The 24,332-nt window shown below is 71.8% G+C and carries 27 protein-coding genes; 16 read left to right on the top strand and 11 right to left on the bottom strand.

All coding sequences use genetic code 11. The features are described 5' to 3' along the window. The first annotated feature begins 46 nt into the window (after positions 1-46). The 4 genes from BLT23_RS00255 to BLT23_RS00240 all read left to right on the top strand — a co-directional run bounded on the left by BLT23_RS00255 (position 47) and on the right by BLT23_RS00240 (position 4,769). On the top strand, positions 47-541 hold the full coding sequence (locus BLT23_RS00255) for a YcxB family protein (protein WP_090044333.1): 495 nt from the start codon (positions 47-49) through the stop codon (positions 539-541). Between the two features lie 71 nt (positions 542-612). After that, a complete protein-coding gene (locus BLT23_RS00250; protein WP_090044331.1) occupies positions 613-1,410 on the top strand; it encodes a hypothetical protein in 798 nt (265 codons plus the stop codon). Positions 1,411-1,647: 237 nt separating this feature from the next. Beyond that, the gene (locus BLT23_RS00245) at positions 1,648-3,447 is read left to right on the top strand and encodes a vWA domain-containing protein (RefSeq protein WP_090044330.1); all 1,800 of its coding nucleotides are present in this window, start codon (positions 1,648-1,650) and stop codon (positions 3,445-3,447) included. Continuing rightward, positions 3,444-4,769: an extracellular solute-binding protein gene (locus BLT23_RS00240; RefSeq protein ID WP_090044328.1), complete on the top strand. Its 1,326-nt coding sequence runs from the start codon at positions 3,444-3,446 to the stop codon at positions 4,767-4,769. The genes BLT23_RS00245 and BLT23_RS00240 overlap by 4 nt, the downstream gene beginning before the upstream one ends. A gap of 8 nt (positions 4,770-4,777) precedes the next feature. Here the strand turns inward: BLT23_RS00240 and BLT23_RS00235 are convergent, their stop codons facing one another. From BLT23_RS00235 to fabG, 3 genes are read right to left on the bottom strand one after another with little or no spacing between them, the layout of a single operon-like run. Then, positions 4,778-5,803 (bottom strand): ferrochelatase, encoded by a 1,026-nt coding sequence (locus BLT23_RS00235; RefSeq protein ID WP_090044326.1) that lies wholly within the window; start codon positions 5,801-5,803, stop codon positions 4,778-4,780. A gap of 52 nt (positions 5,804-5,855) precedes the next feature. Then, entirely contained in the window at positions 5,856-6,623 is a 768-nt protein-coding gene (gene fabI, locus BLT23_RS00230) for an enoyl-ACP reductase FabI (protein WP_090044324.1), read from the bottom strand. 42 nt (positions 6,624-6,665) lie between these two features. Beyond that, complete coding sequence (gene fabG, locus BLT23_RS00225; protein ID WP_090044322.1) at positions 6,666-7,370, bottom strand: 3-oxoacyl-ACP reductase FabG; 705 nt, start codon at positions 7,368-7,370, stop codon at positions 6,666-6,668. A gap of 109 nt (positions 7,371-7,479) precedes the next feature. On the opposite strand from fabG, the gene BLT23_RS00220 reads away from it, so the two are divergent. Beyond that, positions 7,480-10,056 carry an FAD-binding and (Fe-S)-binding domain-containing protein gene (locus tag BLT23_RS00220; RefSeq protein ID WP_090044320.1) on the top strand — a complete coding sequence of 859 codons (2,577 nt, stop codon included), beginning with the start codon at positions 7,480-7,482 and terminating at the stop codon, positions 10,054-10,056. Between the two features lies 1 nt (position 10,057). Here BLT23_RS00220 and BLT23_RS00215 read toward each other — a convergent pair whose 3' ends face one another. Next, positions 10,058-10,531: an SRPBCC family protein gene (locus BLT23_RS00215; protein ID WP_090044319.1), complete on the bottom strand. Its 474-nt coding sequence runs from the start codon at positions 10,529-10,531 to the stop codon at positions 10,058-10,060. Positions 10,532-10,641: 110 nt separating this feature from the next. Here BLT23_RS00215 and BLT23_RS00210 point away from each other — a divergent pair, with 110 nt between their 5' ends. The 5 genes from BLT23_RS00210 (at position 10,642) to BLT23_RS00190 (ending at position 14,532) form a co-directional block, all read left to right on the top strand. After that, positions 10,642-11,061, top strand: a complete 420-nt coding sequence (locus tag BLT23_RS00210) for a hypothetical protein (RefSeq protein ID WP_143035767.1) — start codon at positions 10,642-10,644, stop codon at positions 11,059-11,061. A gap of 1 nt (position 11,062) precedes the next feature. After that, entirely contained in the window at positions 11,063-11,467 is a 405-nt protein-coding gene (locus BLT23_RS00205; protein ID WP_090044316.1) for a hypothetical protein, read from the top strand. Positions 11,468-11,701: 234 nt separating this feature from the next. Then, positions 11,702-12,361, top strand: a complete 660-nt coding sequence (locus BLT23_RS00200; protein WP_090044314.1) for a response regulator transcription factor — start codon at positions 11,702-11,704, stop codon at positions 12,359-12,361. Continuing rightward, a complete protein-coding gene (locus BLT23_RS00195) occupies positions 12,362-13,666 on the top strand; it encodes a sensor histidine kinase (protein ID WP_090044313.1) in 1,305 nt (434 codons plus the stop codon). Beyond that, complete coding sequence (locus BLT23_RS00190) at positions 13,663-14,532, top strand: TAXI family TRAP transporter solute-binding subunit (protein ID WP_090044311.1); 870 nt, start codon at positions 13,663-13,665, stop codon at positions 14,530-14,532. The genes BLT23_RS00195 and BLT23_RS00190 overlap by 4 nt, the downstream gene beginning before the upstream one ends. Positions 14,533-14,587: 55 nt before the next feature. Here BLT23_RS00190 and BLT23_RS00185 read toward each other — a convergent pair whose 3' ends face one another. From BLT23_RS00185 to BLT23_RS00165, 5 genes are all read right to left on the bottom strand, one after another. Then, positions 14,588-15,553 carry a VWA domain-containing protein gene (locus BLT23_RS00185; RefSeq protein WP_090044309.1) on the bottom strand — a complete coding sequence of 322 codons (966 nt, stop codon included), beginning with the start codon at positions 15,551-15,553 and terminating at the stop codon, positions 14,588-14,590. After that, positions 15,550-16,431 carry a DUF58 domain-containing protein gene (locus BLT23_RS00180; protein ID WP_176946581.1) on the bottom strand — a complete coding sequence of 294 codons (882 nt, stop codon included), beginning with the start codon at positions 16,429-16,431 and terminating at the stop codon, positions 15,550-15,552. The genes BLT23_RS00185 and BLT23_RS00180 overlap by 4 nt, the downstream gene beginning before the upstream one ends. 59 nt (positions 16,432-16,490) lie before the next feature. Further along, positions 16,491-17,543 carry an AAA family ATPase gene (locus BLT23_RS00175; protein ID WP_090044306.1) on the bottom strand — a complete coding sequence of 351 codons (1,053 nt, stop codon included), beginning with the start codon at positions 17,541-17,543 and terminating at the stop codon, positions 16,491-16,493. Positions 17,544-17,604: 61 nt separating this feature from the next. After that, positions 17,605-18,135: a molybdenum cofactor guanylyltransferase gene (gene mobA, locus BLT23_RS00170; RefSeq protein WP_090044305.1), complete on the bottom strand. Its 531-nt coding sequence runs from the start codon at positions 18,133-18,135 to the stop codon at positions 17,605-17,607. Then, the gene (locus tag BLT23_RS00165) at positions 18,132-18,815 is read right to left on the bottom strand and encodes a TetR/AcrR family transcriptional regulator (RefSeq protein WP_090044303.1); all 684 of its coding nucleotides are present in this window, start codon (positions 18,813-18,815) and stop codon (positions 18,132-18,134) included. The genes mobA and BLT23_RS00165 overlap by 4 nt, the downstream gene beginning before the upstream one ends. A 76-nt stretch (positions 18,816-18,891) precedes the next feature. Here BLT23_RS00165 and BLT23_RS00160 point away from each other — a divergent pair, with 76 nt between their 5' ends. Both BLT23_RS00160 and BLT23_RS00155 read left to right on the top strand, forming a co-directional pair. Next, on the top strand, positions 18,892-19,800 hold the full coding sequence (locus BLT23_RS00160; RefSeq protein WP_090044302.1) for an ATP-binding cassette domain-containing protein: 909 nt from the start codon (positions 18,892-18,894) through the stop codon (positions 19,798-19,800). Next, a complete protein-coding gene (locus tag BLT23_RS00155) occupies positions 19,797-20,540 on the top strand; it encodes an ABC transporter permease (RefSeq protein ID WP_090044300.1) in 744 nt (247 codons plus the stop codon). Before BLT23_RS00160 ends, BLT23_RS00155 begins: the two co-directional genes overlap by 4 nt. On the opposite strand, the gene BLT23_RS00150 is transcribed toward BLT23_RS00155, so the two are convergent. Next, complete coding sequence (locus BLT23_RS00150) at positions 20,527-21,399, bottom strand: oxidoreductase (protein ID WP_281248806.1); 873 nt, start codon at positions 21,397-21,399, stop codon at positions 20,527-20,529. The two genes, BLT23_RS00155 and BLT23_RS00150, sit on opposite strands and share 14 nt — an antisense overlap. Before the next feature lie 26 nt (positions 21,400-21,425). On the opposite strand from BLT23_RS00150, the gene BLT23_RS00145 reads away from it, so the two are divergent. Beyond that, on the top strand, positions 21,426-21,767 hold the full coding sequence (locus tag BLT23_RS00145) for a DUF2203 domain-containing protein (protein WP_090044297.1): 342 nt from the start codon (positions 21,426-21,428) through the stop codon (positions 21,765-21,767). Here BLT23_RS00145 and BLT23_RS00140 read toward each other — a convergent pair. Further along, the gene (locus tag BLT23_RS00140) at positions 21,764-22,195 is read right to left on the bottom strand and encodes a hypothetical protein (protein ID WP_090044296.1); all 432 of its coding nucleotides are present in this window, start codon (positions 22,193-22,195) and stop codon (positions 21,764-21,766) included. The genes BLT23_RS00145 and BLT23_RS00140 overlap by 4 nt on opposite strands. Between BLT23_RS00140 and BLT23_RS00135 the strand changes: the two genes are divergently transcribed. Genes BLT23_RS00135 through BLT23_RS00125 form a run of 3 tightly spaced genes read left to right on the top strand, consistent with a single transcriptional unit; the run spans position 22,194 to position 24,204 of the window. Further along, on the top strand, positions 22,194-22,742 hold the full coding sequence (locus BLT23_RS00135; RefSeq protein ID WP_090044294.1) for a cysteine hydrolase family protein: 549 nt from the start codon (positions 22,194-22,196) through the stop codon (positions 22,740-22,742). The genes BLT23_RS00140 and BLT23_RS00135 overlap by 2 nt on opposite strands. Continuing rightward, positions 22,739-23,650, top strand: coding sequence for a GlxA family transcriptional regulator (locus BLT23_RS00130; RefSeq protein WP_090044292.1), 912 nt, complete (start codon positions 22,739-22,741; stop codon positions 23,648-23,650). Before BLT23_RS00135 ends, BLT23_RS00130 begins: the two co-directional genes overlap by 4 nt. Beyond that, positions 23,647-24,204, top strand: coding sequence for an isochorismatase family protein (locus BLT23_RS00125; protein WP_090044290.1), 558 nt, complete (start codon positions 23,647-23,649; stop codon positions 24,202-24,204). Before BLT23_RS00130 ends, BLT23_RS00125 begins: the two co-directional genes overlap by 4 nt. Positions 24,205-24,332 lie beyond the last annotated feature (128 nt).

Genomic DNA, 24,332 nt, shown 5'->3' with positions numbered 1-24,332 from the left:
ATCCGCCGGAAACGCGCGGTCACCGTGCAGCAGAATGCAGGGCGCTATGAGCAACAGTGTCGACTTCAACTGGGCCCCTTCCCCCGCGGACTGGCGGGCCAGCCTGCGCACGATGGTGCCGATGGTCAGGTGGGCGCCGTGGTTCGCCCTCGCGTTCGCCGTGATCTCGGTGGTGCTGCTGACCGCCTTCGACGACATGCTGTTCGTCGCGCTGTTCGGCCTGGGGTGCGCGCTGGTCATCGCGCTGATGGAGCCGGTGGCGGTGTGGTGGCGCTTCTCGTCGGACGAGATGATCAGCCGGACCGTCGTGGGCAGCGCGGACGACCAGTCGTTCCGGATGGCCGTCGGCAGCTCCGTCCGCGAGGAGATCGGCTGGGAGGAGCTGCCCGGCTGGACCGAGACGCGGCAGGGCTTCGTGCTGCAGACCCTGGACGAGGGCGTGGCGTCGCTGTCCGTGCCGCACCGGGCGTTCGCGTCCGATGAGGACGTGACGTCGTTCCGCGGCTTGCTGGAGAAGCACATCGGCCCCGCGGCCCAGTAGTTCTCGTCCGGACGTCTCGGATCGGGCACACCGGTTGGGGCCATCGGGGTGCCTCCACGTAATCTCTTCGGGTGTCCTGTGCGAGTGCCACGCTGGTCGTGTGGACGTCGGGATGGCTGCACGGCCTTGCCGCGGCCGACGACGTCCTCGACGCCCTGCACACGTGGGCCGAGCAGCACGAGGTGGTGGCCGACGACGACGGCACCGCCACGGCGCTCGACCTCCCCGGTCCCGACGAGGCCCCGGTGGGCCCCGCCCTGCTGCTGGCCGCCCTGCGACGTGCGGGCGCGACCTCGGCACGGCTGGTGCTGCCCGTGGCGGGAGACGTGCGCGGCCTGGGCGGCAAGGGCACGCTCGCGACGTGCGCGCTGCGCGCAGGCGAGGCGCTCGTGATCCCGTCCGTCCACGTGGGCCTGGTGCCGAAGATCGTGGCGGACGGCGTGATGCGGTGGACGGTCTTCGACCTGCCGTCGTCCACGGGCCTGGAGCACATCCCGATCGGCGAGGCGGAGCACAGCCTGGGCTCCGCCCTGCGCGAGGCGACGGCGGCGCTGGCCGCGCTCGACGTGGCCAAGCACCGCCCGAACGTGCGCAAGGAGATCACCGACCTGGCCGCCGCGAACTCGGCGCTGCCCTGGCCGGACGCGATGCCGCCCCGCTCCCTGCGGGTGCTGCAGCGCGCCGCGGAGGTGGACGCGATCCTGTCCGTGGCGAGGTCCGACTCCCCCGGCGGCGCCGTGTCGGCGTCGGCGATGACGGCGCGCACCGACGCGTTGCGCCCGGTGACGGAGGCGGTGCGCCGGGCCCGGTGCGCCGCGGTGGACGAGGCCGTGCGCGTACTGGCGGACAGCGGCGCGGGCCGCCACTGACCCGTCGGCGCGCCGGGTGCGCGCAGGGAGCGGGCACGACCGTCGCTGACGCACCGAGGCGGCCCCGCTGATCACCCGCGCCGCACCGGACCGCTCCCCACCAGCCGCGACGGGCGCGGACCCGATGACTCGCTGACCCGAACGAGTGGTTCTCCCCCGGCGACGCCCCGAGACCCCGCAACTGCCCCGGAACTGTCGGTGCCGCGTCATAGGGTGCCGGGTGGGGAGGAACGCGGGATGGAGGACGTCGACCAGCGCCGGTCGAGCACGACACCCCGGTACGCGGGGGCCCTCATGCTGGCCGCCGTCGCCGGGCACCTGCTGTCCCAGGCCGCGGTCGGAGCGCTCGCCACGTGGCAGTCGTGGGTGCTCTACGGCCTCGGCACGGCACTGCTGGTGGTGTCGGCGTCCGCGATCGACAGGCTGAACCGGGTGGCCAAGCGCATCCGGTTGCGCTGGGTCGTGTTCACGGCCGTGCTGCTGGTCTCGGCCGGGCTCGTCGCGCTCGCGGCCCCGCCGGTGGTCGCGTACGGGCGGGTGCTGCTGCTCGGGTGCCCGCAGCCCACGGAGGTCCGCGTGCTCACCTCGGTGGACGCGGAACCCGTGGTCAGCGAGGTGGCGCGGAAGTTCGAGCAGCACACGTCCGCGCGCAACCACGGGTGCCGCACCGCGCGGCTCTACGTGTTCTCGGCGCCGGGCAACCAGGGCGCGAACGCGCTGCGGGCGTCGTGGTCCTCGCAGGACCTGCGGGAGATCGGGCCGCACCCGGACGTGTGGCTGCCCGACTCGACGACGGAGACGAACGAGGTGGCGCGCCGCACGGGCGGCATCGGGTCGGCGGTGCGGATCAGGCCGGGCGAGTCGGTGGCGTTCTCGCCCGTCGTGCTCGGGGTGCCCCCGGCCATCGCGCGGGACGTGGTGTCGGGCACGCCGGAGACGTGGGGTGAGCTGTTCACCAAGGTCGGCGGCACCGGCATCCCGATCGTCCGGCCGAACCCGCTGATGGCGATCGACGGCAAGCTCGCGACGGAGGCGCTGTACGAGTCGCTCACCCCGGCCGTCGTGGAACGGCGGGTCCAGGAGGCCGTCCGGCCGCCGGCGGGCGCCGCGGTGATCACGACCGAGCAGGTGCTGTTGCGGCGCAACAGGGGCTGCGCCGAGAAGCCCTGCCTCACCGCGCTGTACCCGTCGGACACCTACCGCGCCGACTACCCGCTGAACCTCGTCGAGTGGGACGCGCCGGACGTGTCGAACCTGGCCGCGCGCGAGCCCGCGAGGCGGTTCCAGGAGTGGCTCGGCACGCAGGAGGGCATGTCGGCGCTCAACGCCGCCGGGTTGCGGCCCGCCCGGCAGGCGGCGGGCTCCGCGTTCCGCGAGGAGCTCGGCGTGCGGGCCGGTCTGGTGCTGGACCGCGCGGAGGCGGCGCCGGACGACGACGCGCACACCGCGTTCCAGAAGAGCTACGAGCAGGCCAAGCGCGACGGCCGGGTCTGGCTCACCCTCGACGCCTCCGGCTCGATGGCCGAACAGACGGTCAGCGGGGAGACGAGGTTCGCCGTCGCGACCGAGGGCGTCCGCAAAGCCCTCACGCAGATGGGCGAGAAGGACACGTACGGCCTGTCGGTGTTCAACAACGACGAGGTCCGCCGGCTCGTCCCGCTGGGCAGGCGTGACAAGGAGGCCACGACCGCCGCGTTGAACGCTGTCCGGCCGACCGGTGGCACGCCGTTGCACCAGGCGATCCTCGACGGGCTGGACCGGGTCGGCGCCGACGACGCGGACCACGTCGGCGCGGTGATAGCGCTGACCGACGGCGAGGACACGACGAGCGCGCAGACCCGCCAGGACGTCGTGAACACCGTGGCGCAGAAGGGAATCCGGGTGTTCATCATCGCCGTGGGCGACGCGAGCTGCTCGGCGCACGCGTTGACGGAGATCACCGACGCGTCCGGCGGCGAGTGCCGCGACTCGACGACGAACACGCTCGGCGACGATCTCGTGGCGTTGTTCCGCAGGGTGTGGGGAGGTGCCGGATGAGGTGGCTGAGACGGTTCTGGGAGGCGCGGCCGAGGCTCGGCCCGCCCGGCGTGGTGTGGGCGAACCGGTCGTGGCTCGCGATGGGCGTGGCGATCGGAGTCGTGCTCACGATCCTGTTCACCAGCGGGGTGCAGCCGCTGTTCCGCGAGCCGACCGAGTGGGAGAAGGGCAAGCTCGTCGTGCTCAGCGGCCTCGACCTGAGCGAGAACGGCCAGCGGCAGGCCCTGATCAACCAGTGGAACGCCGAGCACCCCGAGCAGCCGGCGGAGATCGTGGAGCTGCCGCTGGAGGCGGACGGGCAGCGCAGCGAGATGGTGGCGCGGGCCAGGGAGAAGGCGGACAACGTGGACGTCTTCAACCTCGACGTCACGTGGACCGCCGAGTTCGCGCAGTCGGGCTACCTGCGTCCGCTGTCCGGTGTGGACACGAGCGGGTTCCTGCGGCGCCCGCTGGAGAGCTGCCGCTACCAGGGCGTGCTGTGGGCGCTGCCGTTCAACACCGACGCGGGACTTCTCTTCTACCGCAAGGACCTCGTGCCCGAGGAGCCGCTCGGCCTCGACGACATCGCCACCACCTCGCTGCGCGCGCTGCGCAGCGACCGGGACGCCCGCCTCACCGCCGGCTTCGGCGGCCAGTTCGACGACTACGAGGGCCTGACGGTGAACGCGCTGGAGCTGATCTGGGCGGAGAAGGGCGACGTCGTCGACGAGACGGGCAAGGTCGTGATCGACTCCGAGCGCACCCGACGCGCCCTGCGCTGGCTCGCCGACGGCCTCAAGGGCGGCGAACCCGTGGTGCTGCCGGAGTCCCGCGACCAGAACGAGCTGCTGACCACGCAGGCGTTCCGCGACGGCAAGATCGTGTTCATGCGCAACTGGCCGGTCGCGCACCGGGCGCTGGAGGGCAACCGCGGCGAGTCGGCGGGCCGTCCCGGCATCGAGTTCGAGGTGATGCGGCTGACCGGCCCGAGCGTGCTCGGCGGCCAGAACCTCGCCATCTCCTCGAAGTCGAAGAAACCCCGTGCGGCCCAGGCGCTCATCGAGTTCCTGACGGGCCCGCGTAGCCAGCAGCTGCTGTTCGAACGCGGCGGTCTGGCCGCCACCCGCGGGATCGTCTACCAGGACAGCATCGTCACCAGGAAGCACCTCTACGCGGGCACCCTGCTGAAAGCCATCGAGGACGCCCGGCTGCGCCCGGTCACGCCGTACTACTCGCGGTTCAGCGACGAGTTCCGCAACGTGATCCGCTACGCGCTGGACCACGACGGCGCGTTGCCCGCCGACGCCGTGGAGGCGCTGACGGGCGCGCTACAAGGTCGCTGAAGCAAGGCTCAGCCGCGTGCGGGCCTCTTCGCGGGCTCGCAGCACAACGGCGCACACGGCGCGCCGTTCACCGTGCACCCGGCCGCCACGAACTCGGACAGCTTCCGCACCGGAGCGCCGGACGTGTGCTCCGCCACCAGCTCCACCACGAGCTCGGCGAAGCGCGGGTCGGCGTTCGGCGTCGCGGAGCGGGCGAACTCCATGCCCAGCTCGGCGGCGCGGTCGCGGGCCTCGGTGTCGAGGTCCCACACGACCTCCAGGTGGTCGGACACGAACCCGATCGGGCACACCACGACACCGGTGACGCCCTTGGCGTGCAACGCGTCGATGTGGTCGACGATGTCCGGTTCCAGCCACGGGACCTGCGGCGGGCCCGACCGCGACTGCCACACCACGTCGTACTCGGTGACGCCCAGCTCGGCGGCGACCAGGCGGGACGCCTCCGCGACCTGGCGCGAGTAGCGGAAGCCGCCCTCCTCGGGCGGTCCGGCGGCCTTGTCCGCCGACACCGGCACCGAGTGCGCGGTGAAGACGAGCCGGTACGGGCCGGTCAGCGTCTCCGCCGCGGCGCGGACGCCGTCGGCGAACGCCGAGATGAACAGCGGGTGGTCGAAGAAGTGGCGCAGCTTCACCAGTTCGGGACCGTCGGGCACGGCCCGCAGCGCGCGCAGGATGTCCTCGTCGTACTGGCGGCACGCCGAGTAGCCGCCGTAGGCGCTCGTCGGGAACACCAGTGCGCGGCGGACCCCGTCGGCCTTCATCCGCTCGACGGTCTCCTCGACCATCGGGTGCCAGTTGCGGTTGCCGAAGTAGACCGGCAGCTCGAACCCGGTGGCGCGGACGGCCTCGATGGCCTCGCGGTTCAGGCGGTTGATCGGGGACACGCCACCGAAGTGCTGGTAGTGGGCCTCGACCTCGTCCAGCCGCTCCGGCGGCACGCCCCGTCCGCGGACCACGTTCTCCAGGAAGGGGCGGACGTCCTCAGGACCTTCCGGGCCGCCGAACGACAGCCAGAGCAGCGCATCGAAACTCACCGCTCCATCCAATCAGACGTCCCCGCACCCCACACGGCGAACCCGCGTGACCTCAGATACCGAGGAAGTGCACACCGCCGTCGACGAACACCATCGACCCGGTGGTGGCCGGGAACCAGTCGGACAGCAGGCCGCACACCGACTTCGCGACCGGCGTCGGGTCCTCGACGTCCCACGACAGTGGGGCCTTGTCGGCCCACACCTCCTCGAGCGCCGCGAAGCCGGGGATGGACTTCGCGGCCATGGTGCGCACCGGGCCCGCGGAGATCAGGTTGACGCGGATGCCCTCGGGGCCGAGGTCGCGCGCCATGTAGCGGTTGATCGACTCGAACGCCGCCTTCGCCGCGCCCATCCAGTTGTAGGCGGGCCACACCTGGCGGGCGTCGAAGTCGAGACCGACGACGGACGAGCCGGGCGACAGCAGCGGACGCGCGGCCTGCACCAGCGCCTTGTAGGAGTAGGCCGACACGTGCATCGCGACGGAGACGTCCTCCCACGGCGCGTCCATGAACGGCGCGCCGAGGCAGCTCTGCGGGGCGAACCCGATGGCGTGCACGACGCCGTCGAGGCCGTCGACGTGCTCGCGGACGCGGTCGGCGAGCGTGTCCAGGTGCTCCTGGTTCTGCACGTCGAGCTCGACCACGGGCGCGGGCTTGGGCAGGCGCTTGGCGATGCGCTGCACGAGGCTCATCCGGCCGAACCCGGTCAGCACGACCTCGGCGCCCTGCTCCTGGGCGACGCGTGCGACGTGGAAGGCGATCGACGCGTCGGTGATCACACCCGTGATCAGCAGGCGCTTGCCTTCGAGCAGTCCGGTCACTTGATCCAACCCTTTCCCGAAAAGAAGAACGGAGACGAAAGCTCAGTGGCCCATGCCGAGGCCGCCGTCGACGGGCAGCACCGCGCCGTTGACGTAGCCGGACTCGTTCGCCGCGAGGAACGTGACGGCGCGGGCGATCTCGTCCGCCGAGCCGTAGCGGCCGGCGGGGATTTGCTTCAGCGCGGCCTCGCGGACGGCCTCCGGCAGCTCGGCGGTCATGTCGGTGGTGATGAAGCCGGGCGCGACGACGTTCGCGGTGATGTTGCGCGAACCCAGCTCCAGGGCGATGGAGCGCGCCATGCCGACCATGCCCGCCTTGGACGCGGCGTAGTTGACCTGGCCGGGGCCACCGGTGAGGCCGACGACCGACGAGATGAAGACGATGCGGCCGAACTTCTTGCGCAGCATGCCGCGGGAGGCGCGCTGCGCGAACCGGAACGCGCCGGTCAGGTTCGCGTCGAGGACGTCGGTGAACTGCTTCTCGCTCATCCGCAGCAGCAGCGTGTCCTGCGTGATGCCCGCGTTGCAGACGAGCACCTCGACGGGGCCGTGCGCGGCCTCGACCTCGGTGAACGCGGCGTCGACCGCCGCCGCGTCCGTCACGTCGCACTTGACGCCGAGCAGACCTTCGGGAGCGCCGGACCCGCGGTGGGTCACCGCGACCTTGTCGCCCTGTTCGGCGAACGCCCGCGCGATGGCGAGGCCGATGCCGCGGTTGCCTCCGGTGACCAGAACGGACCGACTCACTAGCTCTCCCGAGAATCGCTGCTGGTTGACCGGGTGAGGCTATCTGCTACCGGCAGGTAGTCCGGCATCGCGCAAGCCACGTCACATCCGACCAGGCATGATCGGGTGAATGCGGGCCTTTCTCGATCGACTTCGCCGCGACGTGGACGGTGACGTCCTGGACGACCCGGCCAGCCGGGCCCTGTACGCGGCGGACGCCTCGAACTACCGGCACGTGCCGCGCGTGGTCGTCCGTCCACGCACGACGGACGCCGTCGCCGCGGCCGTCGGGATCGCCGCGGAGCACCGGGTGCCGATCACCAGCCGGGGCGCGGGGACGTCCGTCGCGGGCAACGCGTGCGGCACCGGGCTGGTGCTCGACTTCAGCCGCTACCTGACGGCGTTCGAGGTCTCCGGCGACCGCGCGTTCGCGCAGCCGGGCGCGGTGCTCGACCGGATCAACTCCGCGGCGGGTGACCACGTGTTCGGGCCGGACCCGTCCACGCACTCGCGCTGCACGATCGGCGGGATGATCGGCAACAACGCGTGCGGCGCGCACTCGATCAGGTGGGGCAAGACCAGCGAGAACGTGGCGAACCTGCGGGTGCTCACGGTGGACGGACGCACGTTCGACACCACCTCACCCCCGCCGCTCGCGTTGCCGGGGCACGACCCGGCGTGGTTCCCCTCGCTGAGCCGCCGGGTGAGCGGGTACGCGCTGGACGCCCCGACGCTCACTCAGCAACTGGTCGGCACAGAGGGCACGTGCGTCGTCGTGCTGGGCGCGGAGCTGAAGCTCGTGCGCAGGCCGGAGCGCCGCGTCCTGGTCGTGCTCGGCTTCCCGGACACCTACGAGGCCGCCGACCAGGTGACGCAGATCGAGGACGCGCTGGCGGTCGAGGGCCTGAACGAGAGCCTGGTGCGCGCGGTGCGCTCGCGGCCGGAGCTGCCGGACGGCCGCAGCTGGCTGTTCGTCGAGGTCGAGGACCGTCCTGAACGGATCGCACGGCTCAGCAAGCACTCGATGGTGGTGCACGACGCCGCGCACCAGCGGGCGTTGTGGCGCATCCGCGAGGACGGCGCGGGCCTGGCCACCCGGATGGCCGACGGCAGCGAAGCCTGGTCGGGCTGGGAGGACGCGGCCGTGCCGCCGCAACGCCTCGGCGCCTACCTGCGCGAGTTCGACGAGCTGCTGACCGGGCACGGCCGGCGCGGCGTCACCTACGGCCACTACGGCGAGGGCTGCCTGCACGTCCGCATCGACTTCGACCTGGCCGGCGGCTACCGCGAGTTCCTCCAGGACGCGGCCGACCTGGTCGTGCGGCACGGCGGCAGCCTGTCCGGCGAGCACGGCGACGGCCAGGCGCGCTCGGAGCTGCTCGGCCGGATGTACCCGCCCGCCGCGATCAAGGCGTTCCAGCAGTTCAAGCACGCGTTCGACCCGAGCAACCTGCTCAACCCCGGCCGGATCGTCGAGCCGCTGAAGCTGGACGACGACCTGCGGATCCTCGTCGCTCCCCCGACGATCCCGGCCCGCGCGGAGTTCGCGAGCGACACGCGGCGGTGCGTCGGCGTCGGCAAGTGCCTGAACACCAAGGGCGGCGTGATGTGCCCGAGCTACCGCGTCACCAAGGAGGAGAAGCACTCGACGCGCGGCCGGGCGCACCTGTTGTTCGAGATGCTCGCCGGTGACGTGATCAAGGACGGCTGGCGGTCTGCCGAGGTGGCCGAGGCGCTCGACCTCTGCCTGGGCTGCAAGGGGTGCAAGCGGGACTGTCCCGTCGACGTGGACATGGCGAGCTACAAGGCGGAGTTCCTGCACGAGCACTACAAGGGCAGGGTCCGGCCGCGCTCCCACTACGCGATGGGCTGGCTGCCGACGTGGCTGCGCTACCGGCTGGTCAACCGCCTCACGGCGCGGTTCGGCCGGTTCGCCGGGCTCACCCCGCAACGCGAGCTGCCCCGGCCCGTCACCCCCCTGACCCGGCGCTTCCGCCCGCTCGGCGAGGGCGAGCCGGTGCTGCTGTTCCCCGACACGTTCACGAACTTCTTCGAGCCGGGCATCGGCCTCGACGCCGCCACCGTGCTGGCACACCTGGGAAACCGCGTCGAGCTGCCGTCCGCGAACGTCTGCTGTGGACTGACGTGGCACTCGACCGGCCAGCTCGGCAAGGCCCGCGAGGTCGTCGAGCGGACCGCACGGGCGCTGCACCCGTGGACGAGCCGCGGTGTCCCGGTGATCGGCCTGGAACCGAGCTGCACGGCGTTCCTGCGCGCCGAGGCCCCGAAGCTGTCCGGCGACCCGGCCGTGCACGCGCTCGCCGAGGCCACCCGCACGTTCGCCGAGCACGTCGCGCCCCGGTTGCCGGACGGGGAGGGCGAGCGGGACGCGGTCGTGCAGACCCACTGCCACCAGTACGCGGAGCTGGGCTTCGGCCCCGACCGCGCCGCGATGGTCAAGGCGGGCCTGAAGCCGAAGGTCGTGGAGGGCTGCTGCGGTCTCGCCGGCAACTTCGGGTTCGAGCGGGGTCACTACGACGTGTCGATCGCGTGTGCCGAACAGGACCTGCTCCCGTCGTTGCGGGCCGACGAGGACGCGCTGGTGGTCGCGGACGGCTTCAGCTGCCGCACGCAGATCCGGCACACCACCGAGCGCGAACCGGTGCACCTGGCGAGCGTTCTCGCGGACCGGCTCGGCCTGCGGTGACTCAGCTCCGCTCGACCAGCCGGGCCAGGCGTTCGAGCGAGGCGGTCATGGCGTCGCGTGCCACGGGACGGCCGAGCCCGACGACCACCCGCAACGGCTCCTCGGTCAGGTCCCAGCTCTCCCGCACCAGGGTCGTGCCGCCGTCCGGTTCGAGCTCGTACCGCCAGATCCGGCCGCCGAACGCGGACCGCCACCTCGCGGAGCTCTTGTGCGGCCTCGACTGCCAGGCGAACCGCCGCCCCGGCTCCGCCTCGACGACGGTGCTGGTCATGACGTACTGGCCGCGCAGGTCCATGTTCATGCTGAAGTGGTCGCCCACCACCAGTGGCCGGGCCGGTGAGCTGGCCTCGGCGACGCCGCGCAGCGCGTCCGACCCGTCGAAGTCGCGGTGCCGGTCCGGGTCGGCGACCACGGCGTAGATCTCGTCCGCGGGCGCGGCGATACGGCGTTCGACGGACAACACCCAGCGGCTCATGGCGATGATTCAGGCACCGGGGAGCCACCGGGGTCAACCGGCCCGTCTCAGCCGGAGCCGGGCGGGTGTGATTAACCGCTGCCTAACCGGGTGCGTCCACCGTCGTGGTCATGCAGAAAAGGATTGGCGCCGCCGTGCTGGCGGCGGCAGCGGTCGCGATGACCTTCACGGGGTCCGCGCAGGCCGAGACGAACCCGGCGTGCCCGTCCGGGGTGACGCAGATCGGCTCGACCGCGTACCTCAAGAGCGGCGGCACCACCATCGCCTCGGTCAAGCAGTTCAAGGGGTGCGGCAAGAACTGGGGCTACGTCTACGTGTGGGACTCGTGGCGCAGCAGCCACCGCGAGTACCGGATCTACGCCGGGGTCCAGGTGCGGGGCGCCGAGTTCCCGAGCGGGTACAACAGCGCGACGAACAAGCAAGAGGTGTGGTCCTACGGCACGGACACGCTGACCAAGTGCACCAAGGGGTACGGCTCCATCGTGGCCGCGTCCTACAGCGATGGTGCCACGACCGGGGAACGGTGCTGACATGCGGAAGTTGAGCGCGGCCGTCGTGGCCGCCGCGGCCATCGCCCTGACGTTCACCCCCGCCGCGCAGGCCGAGGTGAACCCGAAGTGCTCCAGCGGTGTCACGCAGATCGGCACGACCAAGTACCTGAAGAGCGGCAGCGAGACCGTCGCGTCGGTCAAGCAGTTCAAGGGGTGCGGCAAGAACTGGGGCTACACGTACGTCTGGGCGTCGTGGAAGGCCAAGCACCCGAACTTCATCGCGACCGCCGCCATCACCAGGGGCGACGGCGAGATCGACGGCAACAGCGGCGGGCGCGGCCAGCAGGAGGTGTGGTCGCGGGGCGCGAACACGCTGCAGTTCTGCACGATGGCCTACGGCACCGTGTCCGGCGGGTACGCGGGCTTCACCTCGGAGCGCTGCTGACCGGGGACCGGGAGGCGGAGAGCGGCCGCCGCATGGCCGCTCTCCGCGGGCTCGTGCCGGGGTCCGGTGTGGCCGGTGTCTCACCTCGTTCGGTGCCCAGCCCCTGACCGTCCGTCATCGCAGGAAGGATCTCCGCACGGCCGCACCTGCCACAACCTGGGCGTTCGCTTCTTTACAGTCGCTTAGGCGCGTCGACACGCTCCGGAAACGACCATCTGGGGCGATACTTCTCCGATGCGGGTGCTGTTGGTCGAAGACGACGACGGTGTCGCCGACGCCCTGGTGGAGGCACTGCGGGCGAACGGCCACCGGCCTGCCCGCGTGCGCCGCGGGGCCGACGCGCTGATGGCCCACCGCGACGCGGACGTGGTGCTGCTCGACCTCGGCCTGCCCGACCAGGACGGCCTGGAGGTGCTGCGCAAGCTCCGCAAGATCGACCCGGTGCCGGTGCTGGTGCTGACGGCGCGCGGCGACGAGCGCACGGTGGTGCGCGGGCTGCGGCTGGGGGCGGACGACTACCTGGTCAAGCCCGTGCGGCTGGCGGAGCTGCTGGCGCGCATCGACGCGGTGGCCCGGCGCAGCGCCGCGCGGTCGCAGGAGGCGGACGACCTGGTGCGGGTGTCCGACGTGGAGATCGACCTGCAGGGCAGGCAGGTCGTCGTGGGCGGGCGGGAGATCGCCTTGACCACCAAGGAGTTCGACGTGCTGGCGGTGCTGGCGCGGCGGCCCGGGACGGCGGTGAGCCGCCAGCAGCTGATGGACGAGGTGTGGGGCAACGCGTTCGTCGCGGTGTCGCGGACGCTCGACGTGCACCTGACGCAGCTGCGCGCGAAGCTCGACCGGCCGGGTCTGCTGCACACGATCCGCGGTTTCGGCTACCGGCTCGGTGAGTAGATGCGGCAACGGCTTCTGTTGGTGCTGCTGTTGTTCTCGCTCTCGGCGGTCACCGCGTTCGCCTTCCCGCTGCTGATGAGCACGGCGACCGAGCGCACCCAGAAGTTCGTGATCAGCCGCACGGCCGACCTCGACCGGTTCGCCACGCTGCCCGCCGACGTCGTGGTGTCCGAGGCGGAGCGGTACGCCGAGGTCTACGGCGAGGGGGTCGTGGTCGTCGACGCGTCCGGCCGTCCGGTCGTCGAGTCGGGCATGACGGTCGCGGACGTCTCCGCGCAGATCGAGGCCGCCCTGCGCAACCAGCCCGCCGCGCCCGTGCCGACCGTGCTGCCCTGGACCGGCGGGGACGTCCTGTTCGCCCGTCCCGTCGGCACCGGGACGAAGGTGGCGGGTGCGGTCGTGCTGCGGGCCTCGACCGAGGTCGCGGCGCTGGACGTGGCCCGGCGGTGGGCGTTGGTGCTGGCCGGGGCGTTGCTCGCGGCGTGCGCGTGCGTCCTGCTGGCGCTCGTCGTGTCACGGTGGTTGCTGCGGCCGTTGAAGGAGCTGGACCGCGGGGTGCGGGCGGTCGCGGAGGGGCAGCGGCGCACGCACGTCGCCGACACCGCGGGACCGGCCGAGCTGCGGGCGTTGTCGGAGTCGTTCAACCGCATGTCCGACGCCGTCGCCGAGGCCGCCGACCAGCAACGGCGGTTGATCGCCGACGCCTCGCACCAGCTGCGCAACCCGATGGCCGCCCTGCGGTTGCGGGTGGACATGATGCCGCACAACGGTTCCGTGCTCACCGAGGTCGAACGCCTGGAGTCGTTGCTGGACGGGCTGCTGGCACTGGCGTCGGCGGAGAGCACCGCCACCGAGCTCGCCGCGGGCGGTGTCGAAACCGAGCTCGCCGACCCGCGGGTGGTGGCGCACGACCGGGCCGACGCGTGGCGGGCCGCGGCGCAGGCGGAAGGCGTCACGATCACCGTCGAGGACCGGGCGCCCGGACTGGTGCGGTGCTCGGCGTCGGACCTCGCGCAGGTGCTGGACGTCCTGCTGGACAACGCCATCAAGTACGGCGGGCGGGAGGTGGCCGTGGTGTGCGACCGGTCGACGCTCACGGTGCGGGACAACGGCCCCGGTCTGTCCGAAGAGGACATCGAACGCGCCACGGAACGGTTCTGGCGCGGTGACGACTCGCACCGCGGCACGGGTCTCGGCCTCGCCATCGCGGAACGGATCGTCACGACGCACGGCGGGACGCTGACCCTGCACACCGACGACGGCCTGGTGGCGACCGTCGAGCTGCCGAAGGAGCCACTCCTGTGAGCGTGACGCGACGGACGTTCCTCGCCGGCACCCTGGCCCTGACGGCGTGCGGGGTCAGCGAGCCCAGCGGCACCCTGCGGATCGCGGGTGGCGAGCCGGGCGGGTTCTACAACGACTTCGCGACCCTGATCTCCCGCCTGTCCCCCGGCTCGCTGACGATCACGCCGGTCCAGACCGGCGGCAGCGCCGACAACCTGCGGCACCTGCGCGAGGGCACGGCGGACCTCGGGTTGACGTTGAGCGACAGCGCGCACCTGGAACCCGGCCTGGTCGCGCTCGGCCGCGTCTACGAGAACTACCTGCAGCTGGTCGTGCTGCGGAACGCACCGTACTGGTCGGTCGCGGACCTGGCGGGCAAGCCGGTGTCGCTCGGTGCGGCCGGGTCGGGGGCGGCGTTGCAGGGCTCCCGGCTCGCGATGGGCGTGCGGGAGGAGCACTACCCGTTGCGCAACGCCGTGGAGGCCCTCAAGACGGGTGAGATCGCCGCGCTGCTGTGGTCGGGCGGCGTCCCCACCCCCGAGCTCGACAAGGCCAGCGGGATCAGGCTGCTGCCGCTGGACGGGTTCCTGCCGAAGCTGCGCCAGGAGTTCGGCAAGGTGTACGAACGCGTCGAGATCCGCGCGGGCGTGTACGGCTCGCCCGCCGACATCCCGACGATCGGCACGCCGAACCTGATGGTGTGCCGGCCGGAGCTGGGCGGCGAGTACGCGAGCGCCGTCGTGCGGCTGCTGGTCGGCAGGGCCGCGGAGCTGGTGCCGCAGCAGGCGCTCGGCACCCAGTACCTCGACGTGCGCAGCCTGATCGACACGGGCAAGGTGCCGCTGCACCCCGGCGCGGCGGCGGAGTACCGGAGGCTCCACGGCTGACCCTGGACATGAGAAAGCCCTGGTGCTCCAAGAACACCAGGGCTTCGAACCGTGTCTACGGGAGCCGCTGGCCGAGCAGCAACGCGGCCGCGGCTGCGATCATCGTCGTGATCGTGCCGAGCAGCAGCCACGGCTTCGACGCGTCCGCCTGCTTCTTCTCGTAGCCGATCTGCTCGCCGAGCGTGTCGTAGACCCGGCGCAGCTCCTCGGCGGAGGCCGCCTTGAAGAACTCACCGCCGGAGATCTTCGCGATCTCCTTCATCGAGTCGTCGTCGACCGGGACGGACTGCTGGCGGCCCTCGATGTCGACGACGCCGTCCTCGGTGCCGAACGAGATCGTGGAGATCGGGGTGCCCGCCTTCTTGGCGTCCTCGGCCGCGTCGAACGCCTTGCGGGTGCCGACGGTCTCCTTGCCGTCCGTCATCAGCACGATGCGGGCGGGCGGCGGGCCCTCGGCGCCGCCGACGACCTTGCCGAACGAGTCGATCGACGCCATCGCGGCCACCAGCGCGTCTCCGGTCGCGGTCGACTGGGCGAGCTTGAGGCCCTCGATCGACTGGCTCACGGCCGCGCGGTCGGTCGTCGGGGCGACCAGCACGGTTGCGGAGCCGGCGAACGAGATCAGGCCCAGGTTGATGCCGGGGGTGAGGCCCTCGGCGAACGACTTGGCTGCCACCTGCGCCGCCTCCAGCCGGGACGGCTTGACGTCGGTCGCCTTCATCGACAGCGACACGTCGACGACGAGCATCACGGTGGCGCGGTTGCGCGGCACGCGCTGCTCGGAGGTCGGGCCCGCGAGCGCGACGGTCAGCAACGCGAGCGCCACCAGCAGGAACGCCGCCGGGACGTGCCGCGACCAGCGTTCCCGCTTGGGCGCGACCCTCTCCAGCAGCTCCAGGTTCGTGAAGCGCAGCACCCGCTTGCGCCGCACGCGTTGCGCCACCACGTACCCGGCGCCGAGCAAGGCGACGAGCACCAGCAGCAGGAACCACCACGGCGCGACGAAGTTCGAGAAGCTCATGCGACACCCCCGGACCAGCGGCGCTTGCGCGCCACCACGAAACGCACCGTGTCCGCGATCCAGTCGGAGTCGGTCCGCAGCACCAGGTGCCCGGCTCCCGCGCGACGCAGCCCGGCGGCGACCTCCGCGCGGTGTTCCGCCGCCGCGGCGTTGAACTCCTTGCGCAGCAACGCGGACGCCGTCACCTCGCGCTGCCGCCCGCTCTCCGGGTCGGCCAGCACGACGGTGCCGACCTCGGGCAGGTCGACGTCGCGCGGGTCCACGATCTCGACGGCCACGATGTCGTGCCGCGCCGACAACGCCTTGAGCGGGCGCTGCCACTCCATGCCGCCGAGGAAGTCGGAGATCACCACGATCAGGCCGCGCCGGCGCGGTGGCCTGCGCAGCGTCTCCAGCAACGCGGCCAGGTCGCCGCGCGTGCCCTCGGGGGCCCGGTCGGTCTCGGCGATCTTGCGGATCATGCCCCGCGCGTGCGCGAGACCGCCGCGGGCCGGGATGCGGACGCTCTGGGCTCCGGTCGACAGCGCGGCGCCGATCCGGTTGCCGCCGCCGCGCGTCAGGTGCGCGACCGCGGCCGTGGCCGCGATGGCGAGGTCGCGCTTCTCGCAGGCCGCGGTGCCGAAGTCGAGCGACGGCGACAGGTCGATGGCGACCCACGTCTCCAGCTCGCGGTCCGCGACCGTCTCGCGGATGTGCGGGACCGTCGTGCGCGCCGTGACCGCCCAGTCCATCCGGCGCACGTCGTCACCGGGCTGGTAGGTGCGCGCCTCGCCCGGTTCGGTGCCCGGCCCCGGCACGAGACCGAGGTGGTTGCCCTGAAGCAGGCCGTCCAGGCGGCGCCGGACGTCGAGCTCCAGCATGCGCAGCGCGGCCTCCATGCGGACCCCGCGCAGCACGGGCGGCGCCCAGGAGGGCCGCTCCTCGGTCTTGTCGCGGCTCACTGCCTACCAGCCGGGACCGGCGGCTGCTGCGGACGGGCCGACACCTGCGGCAACGGCACGATCTGCAGCACGCGCGTGATGATGTGGTCGAGCGGGACGCCGTCGGCGAGCGCGTCGTAGGAGAGCACGAGGCGGTGGCGCAGCACGTCCGGGACGACGTCCACGACGTCCTGCGGCAGCACGTAGTCGCGCCCGCGGACCAGCGCGAGGCCGCGCGCGGCGGAGATGATGCCGAGCGACGCACGCGGTGAGGCGCCGTACGCGACCCAGCCTGCGACGTCGTTCAGGCCGTGCTCGGCGGGCGCGCGGGTCGCGATCACGAGGCGCACCACGTAGTCGACGAGCGCGTGGTGGACGAAGACGCGCGACGCCACGCCCTGCAGGCGCACCAGCTCCTCCGGCGAGAGGACCTGGTTCGGCGTGGGCGCCTCGACGCCCATGCGGTAGACGATCTCGCGCTCCTCCTCCGCGGTCGGGTACTCGACCTGGATCTTGAAGAGGAACCTGTCGCGCTGCGCCTCCGGCAGCGGGTAGACGCCCTCGTTCTCGATCGGGTTCTGCGTCGCGAGGACGAGGAACGGGTTCGGCATCGGGAACGTCCTGCCGCCGATCGACACGTGCCGCTCGGCCATGACCTCGAGCATCGCGGACTGCACCTTGGCGGGCGCGCGGTTGATCTCGTCGGCGAGCACGAAGTTCGCGACGACGGGACCCAGCTCGACGTCGAACGTCTCGGTGGACTGCCGGTAGATGCGGGTGCCGAGGATGTCGGCGGGCACCAGGTCGGGCGTGAACTGCACGCGCGAGAACGACCCGCCGACCACGCGGGCGAACGTCTCGACGGCGAGCGTCTTCGCGACGCCCGGCACACCTTCGAGCAGCAGATGGCCCTTGGCCAGCAGACCCACGAGCATCCGCTCGACGAGCCGGTCCTGGCCGACGATCACCCGCTTCACCTCGAACACGGTGCGTTCGAGCAGCTGGGCGTCACGAGCCGGGGTGGCGGGCGCCGATGCGTTCGGCGTTGCCTCGGCGGCGGGCTCGGTCACGTGCGGGCCTCCATGCGGAACAGGGTTTACCGATCGTGGAACAGTCTTACGCCCCGCCTGTTCAACCGCTGTGAAGGGTGTCCAGGTCGGCGGGGGTGTCGACGTCGCGCGCCTCACCCGGCAGGGCGGGCACCTCGACCGGGTGGAGCCGGGAGAGGGTGCGGCGCACGGGCAGGTCGCGGGGGTCGTCCGGGAGGCATTCGCGCAGGTCAGCGGCAAGCCAGAAGCCGATCAGCCACTGCGTGCGGTCGTCGCGCAGCACGGCGTTGGAGCCCGCCGCGCGCAGCCGCGCGATGGTGTCCTTGGTGAGTCCCGGCTGGTCGACGGCGAGGACGGCCACCCATTCGGTGCCGATCTCGGCGAGTCCCGCCGCGACACCCGCGAGCGGGCCGCCACCGGGTGGGTCCTCGCGCGCCCAGACGACGCCGGGCACGTCCTTCTTCGGTCCCACAACGACTTTCCGCTCGGCATCGTCCACAACCGACAGGACGTGGTCGAGCAGCGTCGCCTCCCGGTAGGACAGTGCCGCCTTGTCGGCGCCGCCGAGCCGTTCGCCGGTGCCGCCGGTGAGGATGATCGCCGAGTACGTCACGAGCGCCTCGCGATGTGGGCCGCGACGCCGTCGAGGAAGAGCCGCAGGCCGAACTCGAAGTCCTCGGTGGTCTCGGCGGCGTCGAAGAGCTCGTCCGCGTCGAACACCCCGGCGGCGACGACCTTGGCGAGCGCCGGCATCCGCCGCGGGTCGACGACCTCGCGCAACCGTTGCCCGTACTGGCCGCTGAACCGGGCCGGGTCGTCCTCGAAGCCCTGCCTCAGGCCGACGCCGAGCCACGCCTCGCCGTGCACGAACGTCATGAGGCCCATCACCACGCCGACCTTCTCGCCCTCGCTGAGCGGCGTGTCCTCGAGTGCGCGCAGAGCGCTGTCGAACCAGGCGAGGCTCTTGGGGCCGCTCGGCGGACCGCTGGGCGGGATCTGCAGGAACCACGGACGCCGGCGGACGCCCGCGAGCACGCCCTTCGCCCAGAACCCGAGCTTGACGCTCCAGTCGCCGTCGGGGAGCGGGGGCGGTTCGTCGAACGCGGCGTCGGCCATCAGCGCGAGCAGCTCGTCCTTGCTCTTCACGTGCCGGTAGAGGGCCATCGTGGAGTTGCCCAGCTCCTGCGCGACGCGCGCCATCGACACGGCGGCGAGTCCTTCGGCGTCGGCGACCGCGACGGCGGCCCGCGTGATGTCGGCGGCGTCGATGGCCGGCTTGCGCCCCCTCTTCATGCCCCTAGTCAAACAGATGCGTATGGCATACGCTCATTCGCATATTGCGTATTGGATACGCATAAAGGGGGTTGCGATGATCGTCGAGACAGAAGGTCTGACGAAGAACTACGGGACGCGGACCGTCCTGAGGGGCCTGGACCTGGCGGTGGCGGAGGGGTCGGTGCTCGCGCTGCTCGGCCCGAACGGGGCGGGCAAGACGACGACGATCCGCGTTCTGAGCACGCTGACCAGGCCCGACGGCGGAACGGCCCGCGTGTGCGGGTTCGACGTGGTGCGCTCGGCCGCCGACGTGCGCGGGGTGATCAGCCTGACCGGCCAGTACGCGGCCGTCGACGAGGAGCAGACCGGCAGGGAGAACCTGGTCATGATCGCGCGTTTGCGCTCCCTCCCCAGGCAGGCGGCCCGCAAGCGGGCAGCGGAGCTCCTGGATCGGTTCGACCTGGCCGACGCCGCCGACCGGCGGGTCCGCACGTACTCGGGAGGCATGCGGCGGCGCCTGGACCTCGCGATGAGCCTGGTGGCGACGCCGCGCCTGCTGTTCCTCGACGAACCCACCACGGGCCTCGACCCGGTGAGTCGCACGACCATGTGGGACGCGATCGGCGACCTCGTGCGCGACGGCGTGACGATCTTCCTCACCACCCAGTACCTGGAGGAGGCCGACCGCCTGGCCGACCGGATCGTGGTGCTGCACAACGGGAACGTCGCAGCGGACGGCACCGCTGACGCGTTGAAGAGCTCGGTCGGCGGAACCCGGCTGGACCTCACGTTCGCCTCCGCCGAGGACGCGCTGCGGGCCCGTTCCGCGATCGGCGGGACGGTGGACGGACCGGTGCTGGGGGTGCCGTCCGACGGCAGCGCCCGGCACCTGCACCGGGTGCTGGACGCCCTGGCCGCGGCCGGTGTGCCCGCCGTGACGGTGTCCTCGCACCGCCCCACGCTGGACGACGTCTTCACCTCGCTGACGGCGGTGGCCGCATGACCGCGACGCTCACCCTCGTCGGCCGCAGCATCCGGCTGAGCCGCCGCAACCTCGACCTCATGATCATGGCGATCCTGCTGCCGGTGCTCATGATGGCGCTGTTCGTGTACGTGTTCGGCGGCGCGATGCGGCACGTCGAGTCCTACGTGGACTACGTGGTGCCCGGAATCCTGGTGCTGTGCACCGGGTACGGCGCCACGTCCACCGCGATGTCGGTGGCCGACGACATGAAGAAGGGCGTGGTCGACCGGTTCCGCTCGATGCCGATCAGCGGCTTCGCCGTGCTCACCGGCCACGTCACCGCGTCCGTCGCCCGCAACGCCGTGGCCACGTCCGCCGTCGTGCTCGTCGCGCTGCTGATGGGGTTCCGGCCGGAGGGCTCGCCGCTCGCGTGGCTGCTCGCGCTGGGCCTGCTGCTGCTCTACGTGGTCGCGCTGTCGTGGCTCGCGGCGGCGTTCGGCGTGGTCGCCCGGTCCGTCGAGTCGGCGAGCCTGCTCGGGTTCTTCATGCTCTTCCTGCCCTACCTGAGCAGCGCGTTCGTCCCCGTCGAGACGATGCCCGCGGTGCTGCGGGTGGTCAGCGAGCACCAGCCGATCACCCCGGTGATCGAGTCCGTGCGCGCGTTGCTGCTGGCGGCTCCCGTCACGTCGGGCTGGCTCGCGCTCGCGTGGTCGGGCGGCCTGCTGGTGGCCTCGTTCGGCTGGGCCACGTGGCTCTTCCGGCGGATCAGCTCCCGCTGAGGTGCAGCGCGTCGAGGCGGGTGAGCTCCTCCGCGCTCAGCTCCAGCTCCCCCGCCGCGACGTTCTGCCGCAGGTGGGCCGGGTCGCCCGTGCCGGGGATGACCAGCACGTGCGGCCCTCTCGCGAGCGTCCACGCGAGCCGGACCTGGGCAGGCGAGGCACCGTGCGCACGGGCGATCCCGGTGACCTCGTCGTCCTCGGCGGACGTCCCGGCCTCCTGGTTGGCGCCCGCGAGCGCGAAGAACGGCACGTACGCGATGCCGCGCTCCCCGCACACGCCGACGAAGTCGTCCTGCTCGGGGTGGTGGCCGAGCCCGTAGGCGTTCTGCACGCACACCACGGGCGCGACCCGCAGTGCCTGGTCGAGGTGGTGCGGCCGCACGTTCGACAGCCCGAGGTGCCGGACCAGCCCGTCCCGCCGCAGCTGCGCGAGCGCCTGGAAGTGCGCCGTGACGTCGTCGAGCCCGCTCACCCGCAGGTTGACGACGTCGAGGTGGTCGCGGCCGAGCTGGCGCAGGTTCTCCTCGACCTGCCCGCGCAGCTGCTCGGGCCGCGCGAACGGCAGCCACTCCCCCTGCGGCGTCCGCCCCGGCCCGACCTTGGTCACGATCACCAGGTCCTCCGGGTACGGCGCCAGCGCGCTGTTGATCAGCTCGTTGGCCGACCGGGTCGCGGAGAAGTAGAACGCGGCCGTGTCGACGTGGTTCACCCCCAGCTCCACCGCCGTCCGCAGCACCTCGACCGCCTGCGCCCGGTCCCGCGGCCGGGCGCGGGGGTCGAACGCGGTCCCCTCCTGCGGCAGGCGCATCGCGCCGAGACCGATCCGGTTCACGGTGAGGTCACCCAGCGCAAGCGTCACCCCCACCACTGTGCCAGCCTTGGCCGGTGGGACTGTTCACGCTCGCCGAAGCCAGGACCGAGCTGGCACGGCTGCTGCCGACGCTGGACGAGATCGTGCGCCTGCGCGCCGACGCCGCCGAGCTCGCCGCCGGCGGCTCACCGCTGGGCGGCCTGCCCGAGTTCAAGGCGGCGCAGGCACGCCTGGACGACCTGATGGAGTCCGTCCAGCTCACCGGCGCCGAACTGAAGGGCTTCGCGCCGCTGCTCGTCGACTTCCCGTCCGAACTGGACGGCGTGCCGGTGCTGCTGTGCTGGCTGGAGGGCGACCGCGAGCTGCTCTGGTACCACCGGGCGGACCTCGGCTTCGCCGGGCGCCGCCCGCTCTAGGCAGGCGCCAGGAACCCCGCCACCAGCAGCATCGCGATCAACCCGGCGAGGAGCCCCAGTGCCGCCAGGTACTGCTTGGCGGAGGTCCTGCCCGGCATGCGGTGCAGGATGACACCGGCGGCCAGGGCCACCGCCCCCGCGATGGGCGCCAACGCCCGCCAAGCCTTGTCCCAGGTGAACGGCAGGTAGTCGTCCGCGCCGTAAAGGGAGAGGATGAGCGCGGGCAGACCGAGCCCGGCCGCAGCCGCCGCGAGCATGTTGAACCTCTGCTGCGCCTCCCCTTCCTGGGCGACCACCAAGTCGGGGTCTGCGGGGTCGCCCGCCAGGATGCGCAGGCCGGTGATCTTCGCACGCGTGACCGGATCGGTCCGCTCCCCGTCCTGCCCGTGCCTGTCACCGCCCCGCGCGACCGGCGAGGCTGGACCCATGAAGCGAGCATTGATCGTCATCGACGTGCAGGAGTCGTTCCGCCAGCGCCCCAACTGGGCCGAGGTGTCGAACCCGGACGTCGTCGGCCAGGTGAACCGGCTGGTCGACATGAGCCGTGACGCGGGTGACCTCGTCGTGTGGGTGCTGCACTCCGAGCCCGGCAGCGGTGACGTGTTCGACCCCGCCCTGGGCCACGTGCGGCTGATCGACGGCCTGAAACCCCTCGACCACGAGCAGGTGCTGACCAAGACCTCGCACAACGCGTTCACCACCACGAACCTGCAGCAGACGCTGACGCAGCACGGCGTCCGGGAGCTGCTCATCAGCGGCATCCGCACCGAGCAGTGCTGCGAGACGACGACACGTGTGGGGTCCGACCTCGGGTTCGACATGACGTTCGTGACCGACGCGACCGCCACCACGCCGCTGCCGCACTGGCGGACCGGGAAGGTGCTGGGCGTCGAGCAGATCATCGAGCGGACCGAGTACGTGCTGGCGGGCCGGTTCGCGCGGATCTCGGATGTCGCTACGCTGACCGGATCGTGACCAGAGTCGTCTTCCTGCTCATACCGGGAGTGCACCTGCTCGACCTCGCGGGGCCGGCGCAGGTGTTCTCCAGTGCTGCCGATCTCGTGGACGGCTACGAGTTGTCGTACGTGGGCGACATGGAGACCGTGCTCAGCCATCAGGGCGTGCCGCTGGGCGCGTCCCGTGAGCTGCCGTCTCTCGACGTGCAAGACCTTGTGTTCGTGCCGGGCTGGCGGTCGCCGCGCATCGTCGGCACCGGACACCTCAGCGACCGTGCCTTGGAGTGGTTGCGCACCCACCACGCCAACGGTGGCACGGTCGCGAGTGTGTGTGCCGGTGCAGATGCGTTGGGACGCGCTGGTTTGCTCGACGGCCGCCGTTGCACCACACACCACGAACTACAGGAAGAGCTCGAACGCCGTTATCCGGCCGCAAAGGTCGTAAGGGACGTTCTGTACGTGGAGGACGGCAGGATCGTCACGTCCGCGGGCATCGCGAGCGGCATCGACCTCGCGCTGCACCTCGTCGCCATGCGCCACGGACCTGTTGTGGCAGCGGCGATCGCACGCACGATGGTCGTCTACGCGCGCAGGAACGGCGACGACCAGCAGGCGAGCGTCCTGCTGCGACACCGCTCCCACGTCAACGAGACCGTGCACCGCGTCCAAGACGTGATCGAGGCACGGCTCGCGGAGCGGCTTTCGTTGGCAGACCTGGCAATGCACGCCGGATGCAGCGAGCGGACCGTGACGCGCCTGTTCACCCGCGCGACCGGGATGACGCCGTTGAAGTACCAGCAGGCCCTTCGCGTCGAACGCGCCGAGCACCTGATCGGTCAGGGCGCGACGATGGAAACCGCGGCCCGCAGCGTGGGTTTCGAAGATGCCCGGATGTTGCGGCGGCTGAGGAATAGGCTGACGGCGTGACGACACTCACGAACCGACCCAACACCGCCCTGCTCGTCATCGACGTGCAGAACGGCGTCGTGAACCACGCCCACAACCGGGACGCGGTGGTGGCCAACGTCGCCACCCTCGTCGACAAGGCCCGTGCGGCCGGCGTCGACGTCGTGTGGGTGCAGCACAGCAACGCCCAGCACATGCCCAAGGAGTCCGACGGCTGGCAGTTCGTCCCGGAGCTGAAGGTCGCGGAGGGCGAAGCGGTGGTGCACAAGACCTACGCCGACTCGTTCGAGGACACCGACCTCGAAGAGGTGCTGGCGGGCAAGGGAGTCGGCAGCCTCGTGGTGTCCGGCGCGCAGACCGACGAGTGCATCCGCTCGACGCTGCACGGCGCGATCACCCGCGGCTACGACGCCCTGCTGGTGAGCGACGCCCACACCACCGAGGACCTCTCGGAGTACGGCGCGCCCACCCCGGACAAGGTCGTCGCCCACACGAACCTCTACTGGGAGAACCACACGGCGCCGGGCCGCACCGCCGGTGTCGTGACGACCGAGGACGCGTTCAAGCCCGCGTGAGCAGGTGCCGGCTCGGGCTGCAGTCGATCTTCCAGTCCTCGTGCACGCCGCACAGGCCACAGCCTCGCGGCCCGGCCGTCACCCACCGCACCTCGCCGTCCGGGAGGCACGACAACCCGAGTGCGGCG

This window comes from Lentzea fradiae (assembly GCF_900100955.1).
Taxonomy (GTDB): domain Bacteria; phylum Actinomycetota; class Actinomycetes; order Mycobacteriales; family Pseudonocardiaceae; genus Lentzea; species Lentzea fradiae.
The sequence above is the reverse complement of the archived record's forward strand: the minus strand, read 5'-3'. Positions and strand labels throughout refer to the sequence as shown.